Source organism: Acetatifactor sp. (genome assembly GCF_982438285.1).
The window spans coordinates 1-4,812 of record NZ_CEWDFQ010000241.1; the positions used below are offsets into that span (position 1 = coordinate 1).

At 50.3% G+C, this 4,812-nt stretch carries 5 protein-coding genes; all 5 read right to left on the reverse strand.

The window, feature by feature from the left end:
• The coding region (locus tag AC1WIP_RS11445; RefSeq protein WP_481141948.1) for an MFS transporter at nucleotides 1-850 on the reverse strand (850 nt) is incomplete at its 3' end.
• Nucleotides 847-1,725, reverse strand: coding sequence for an MBL fold metallo-hydrolase (locus AC1WIP_RS11450; RefSeq protein WP_481141949.1), 879 nt, complete (start codon nucleotides 1,723-1,725; stop codon nucleotides 847-849). The genes AC1WIP_RS11445 and AC1WIP_RS11450, both read right to left, overlap by 4 nt.
• A 10-nt stretch (nucleotides 1,726-1,735) precedes the next feature.
• Nucleotides 1,736-3,103 (reverse strand): neutral/alkaline non-lysosomal ceramidase N-terminal domain-containing protein, encoded by a 1,368-nt coding sequence (locus AC1WIP_RS11455; RefSeq protein ID WP_481141950.1) that lies wholly within the window; start codon nucleotides 3,101-3,103, stop codon nucleotides 1,736-1,738.
• A gap of 21 nt (nucleotides 3,104-3,124) precedes the next feature.
• On the reverse strand, nucleotides 3,125-4,078 hold the full coding sequence (locus tag AC1WIP_RS11460) for an ABC transporter ATP-binding protein (RefSeq protein ID WP_481141951.1): 954 nt from the start codon (nucleotides 4,076-4,078) through the stop codon (nucleotides 3,125-3,127).
• Nucleotides 4,062-4,812: ABC transporter ATP-binding protein (locus tag AC1WIP_RS11465; RefSeq protein ID WP_481141952.1), on the reverse strand; the 751-nt coding region annotated here is incomplete at its 5' end. The genes AC1WIP_RS11460 and AC1WIP_RS11465, both read right to left, overlap by 17 nt.

The window sequence follows — 4,812 nt, forward strand, 5'->3', positions numbered from 1 at the left end:
GCACCATACCGATGGTAAACAGAATAATAGTAAAAGGTAAGGTTTTTGCCCCTCCAAATTTTTCTGTTACCTTTCCGATCAAGGGTCTGCTTACCAGCAAAATTATTGCATAAACCGTAAAATAAATATCAATCCCCTCTACCCCCATATCCTCCGCATACAGCACTAAAAAGGCGCTTATGGTAACATACGCTGCAGCCAGGCACATCATGATCATGGCAGGCGGAAGGGCTTCTACCGCCACACAGTTTTTAAAGGATATTTTGAATTCTCTTCTCTCTCCTTTTTGTGGCACCTTCAAGAGAAAAATCAGTCCTACGCATACCAGCAGCATGGCAAGCCCCGACAAAAAGGTGACCTGATATCCCCATGCGTCCGCCATCCTCAGGCCCAGTCCCGGTCCTACTGCCGTGGCCAGCGCCTGAACCATAGAAAAATAAGCCACTCCCGAGGTTATTTTTTCCTCCGGAAGAATATCCGACACCATGGCAAGACAGGTAATCACGGTAATTCCCGAGGCAAAACCGTGAAAAAGCCTGAACACGATCAGCATGCCTACCGACCCGGAAAAGGCGTAGCCGCAGAAGGTCACTGCCAGCACCCCGCAGCCCCCTAAGAGAAGCTTCTTTTTTTCAAAGGCATCCGCCGCAGGACCCGAAAAGGGCTTCGTCACCAGGGATGTGGCAGAAAAAATACTGGTCACCACTCCCACGATGGTAGCGGAGGCTCCCAGAAAATCTGCATATTTGGGCAGCATGGTATTGGCCATAAACTGCCCCATATTCAAAACAAAATTGATAAAACAAATAATGATAAAATTTTTACTCAGAAAAACATTTTTTCCCTTCATGCCATTTCCTTCCCTTGCGCCGGTTCCAGAATCCCTTCCGGATGAAAGCGTATCCAGCTCTTACCATCCAGCGACGCCACTGTCACCGGCGGATAATCCTTCCCCATGGGATTTTGAATTTCCATCAGATTCGCCGTCCCCTGAATCAGATCTTCACAGCACTTTATGGCGTTTGGAAGCACATAATCCGCAAGAGGCGCCCCGATCCCCCGAAAATCATGATGAGAATTAAAAATCATATCGTATTGATCCCGCATATTCCAGATTCTCTTTAAAGCGGCACAGGCCCGCTCTATGCTGACAAAGCCCTTTTCCCCGGGAGCCGTCAGAAAGCCCAGATTATTATTGCAGGCGTCTCCCGCAAAGAGAATCCTGGTCTGATCGTCGATAAACACCATCTCCCCCGGCGTATGCCCGGGACATTCCCAGGCTGTCACCCGCCGTCCCCCCAGGTCAAACACCTGGCCGTCCAAAAGCTTCTTTCTCTCCGGCAGCTTCGGCCATTCCCTGATGTCCTCTTTTGGCTGATAGTTATAGTTTTTATGCTCTCTTGTCCGGATTTTTTGTGCATAATCCAGCCGTCTGTCCAGCGTTTCCGGGAAAGCATACACATCCCAGTCCTTTTCGTTCAAATAAAAGCTGTCAAACCAGCCCGCCCCGCCGGTATGGTCGCCGTGCCCATGGGTCATCACCACGTCTATGGGCTTGTCCGTCAAAGACTCCGCCAGCCCTTTCAGATCGCCGATTCCGATACCCGTATCCAAAAGAAGGGCCCGTTCTGTTCCCTCCAGAAGAAAAATGGATGCGCAGTCAAATTCATCTATTTCATAGGTATGAGGCGCAAACTCATACCAGGGCATTTTCCTCGTTGCCATGCTTCTCCTCCTATCCGCCGTTTAAGGCTTTGTCAAACATATCAAGCATTCCCTCCACGATCGGTTTGTCATTGTTTCCCGGATGTACCTTGGAATAGCTTTGAAAAACCTTGTGATCCTTGGAACCGTCGTTTAAAATGTACCCGGCTCCGAAGCCGTCCGTATGGGTCACTATCACTGTCTGTCTGAAGGGAGAATTTTCCTTACACAAAACTCCCAGCTCATTGTACAGCTCAGCTCCCATGCCCACCCAGGCCACATCACCTAAAACAGCAAGCTGCATGTGAAGGGGCACCCTGCCTCCGGGAATCATCTCCACAAGCTTTTTTTCCGGTTTTTTCCCATCTGCAAAAAGCTCCGGGTGATATTTGCGCACAAAGTTGTCCACCAACAGACGGTTCATCTGCATATCCGCTCCCTCCGGCGCATGCTGGCCCAAAAGCTCCACCGTATGCAGGGCTGTGGTAATTTTCATGGCTCTGCGCCTGCAGGTAATTTTCTGTAAGGTATGTATGATATCCAGGCCATGGGTCTGGCCGTGATTCCGTTGGATGAGATACTGTGTCCCCGGTGGTGTGGGAACACTTTCCGAATAGCCGTCCTGTTCATACACCCGGGGAAAGCCTTCACTGGAAAACAGAGGATTCTGATTACCCGCGGCTCCTGAGGTCCAAAGAACAACCGCATCTTTTCCAAAGCGCTCTTCCGCAAAGCCGCAGGCGATTCCCGGAAAGCAGGCGCTGATTTTTCCCTTTCCGTCTGTGTCCAGCGTACAAAACGCAGTGGTGGCATGGCAGGCATAGTTTGCCAGCGCCGCAATCAGATTGCCTTCCTCATCTTCAAATTTCATGACGGCCAGTGTTTTATCGGAAAATCCTTCATAATTCTGCCCCTGCATCCAATAGCCGTCCTCAAAGAGCACATCTCTGTTTGTATTGATATAGCTCTTTCCCTCCCCAAAGCCGTAGCGGGCAGGACGAAGAGAGGCAAAGGCCTGGTCAATGGCTTTATATATTCCCCGGATTACCAGCTTTCTGTACTGCAGCTGCTTTTGAAGCTTTGCCGCTCCATCGCTTCCAGGCAGCACCTGGGTGCCCCAAAAGGGGGAGGAATGGTTATGGGTGCAGACTGCACAGAGACATTCCCTGGGTAATTTATATTTCTGGCAGATTTCCTGTTTCAGCTCCTCCTCCGGAGCGCTGCCGGGATCCACCGCCAGAAACAGATATTTTACGGAACCATTGTCCAAAAGCACCGCTCTCACATAGAGATCGGACAAGATATCTTCAAACAGGTAATTTTCATACCCCGGAAAGGGCATCATTTCCCTGGCCGGATTGACACAGGCCTTTCCTGCTCCCACTTTTAATTCATACATGATTCCTCTCCTTCCTCTGATTCACTCTCCGATTTCCCTGACACGGCAGCAGGACACAAAATGTCCAGGGGAAATCTCTTCCAGCTTCTGAGGCTGATAGCATTTCTCCGTAGCATATTTACAGCGGGCCGCAAAGCGGCAGCCCGGTTTGGGATTTACCGGCGAGGTGAGCTCTCCGTGCATCACCTGACGCTGCATCTTGTGATCCACATCCGTGGAGGGAATGGCCGACAGCAGCGCCTGCGTATAGGGATGAAGAGGCGCACGGAATAATTCCTTTGCCTCACAGGTTTCCACCAGCTGTCCCAGATACATGACACAGATGTTATCTGCAATGTGCCGCACAACCGAAAGATCGTGGGTCACAAACATATAGGTAAGCTGCTGCTGATCCTGCAGATCCATCAATAGATTCAGCACCTGTGCCTGAATGGAAACATCCAGGGCGGAAACCGGTTCGTCGCAGACGATAAAGCTGGGGGACAATGCCAGGGCACGTCCGATTCCAACACGCTGCCTTCTTCCTCCGTCCAGCTCATGAGGGTAGGAATCCCTGAGCCTGTTTTCTATTCCCACCAGATCCATAATCCGCTCTGCTTCCTGCCTGATTTGTTCCTTTGTATATCTTTTTGAGAGCTTTAAGGGCTCTCTGATGGTCTCCGCAATGGTATAACGGGGGTTTAGGGAGGAATAGGGATCCTGAAAAATAATCTGTGCCTTCTCTCTGAATTTATGCAGCTCATGCTTGTTCAGCCTGGTTACATCCAGTCCTTCGAAAAAGATTTTTCCCGCCGTGCTCTCTAGCAGATGGATCATCGTACGTCCCAGGGTTGACTTTCCGCAGCCTGATTCTCCTACCACTCCCATTGTCTTTCCCTTTTCAATGCCAAAGGTCACATCATCCACCGCATGCAAAGGCCCTTTGGGCGTATCAAAATATTTTTTCAGATTCTGTACCTCAATCAATACGGACATGCTGATTCTCCTTTCTGTAGTGGGAGTCGATTTCATGGCATTTGCAGAAATGTCCGGGCTCCACCTCAATCTCGGGAACCGCCCCCTCCATGCAGCGCTTTGTAGCATGCTTACAGCGCGGGGCAAAAGGGCAGCCCGGGGGAAGATTAGTGGGATCAGGGGGAAGTCCTTCGATGGGACTTAGTCTTTCCGAATCGATATTCATATTAGGCAGGGCGCCAAACAGGCCCTTTGTGTACGGGTGAACTGGATTTTTGAAAATTTCCCGTGTGGTTCCCGTTTCTATGATCTGTCCCGCATACACCACCGCCACGTTATCACAGGTTTCATTTACCACTCCAAGATCATGGGTAATCAAAATCATGGAGGTATTGTATTCTTCCTTCAGCTTATTGATCAGCTCCAGCACCTGAGCCTGAATGGTCACGTCAAGGGCAGTGGTGGGCTCATCCGCCAAAAGCAGCTTGGGGCTGCAGGCCAGGGCGATAGCGATCACGACTCTCTGCTTCATTCCTCCGGAAAACTGATGGGGAAATTCATTGTATCTCTCCGCCGGGATGCCCACCATCTCCAGCATTTTTATGGCTTCCTTCTCCGCTTCCTTTTTGCTCACCTTTCTGTGGGTGTAAATTACCTCTGCAATCTGTTTCCCAACGCGCATGGTTGGATTTAACGCGGTCATGGGATCCTGAAAGATCATGGAAACCTTGCTTCCCCTCACCTTCAGCATATCC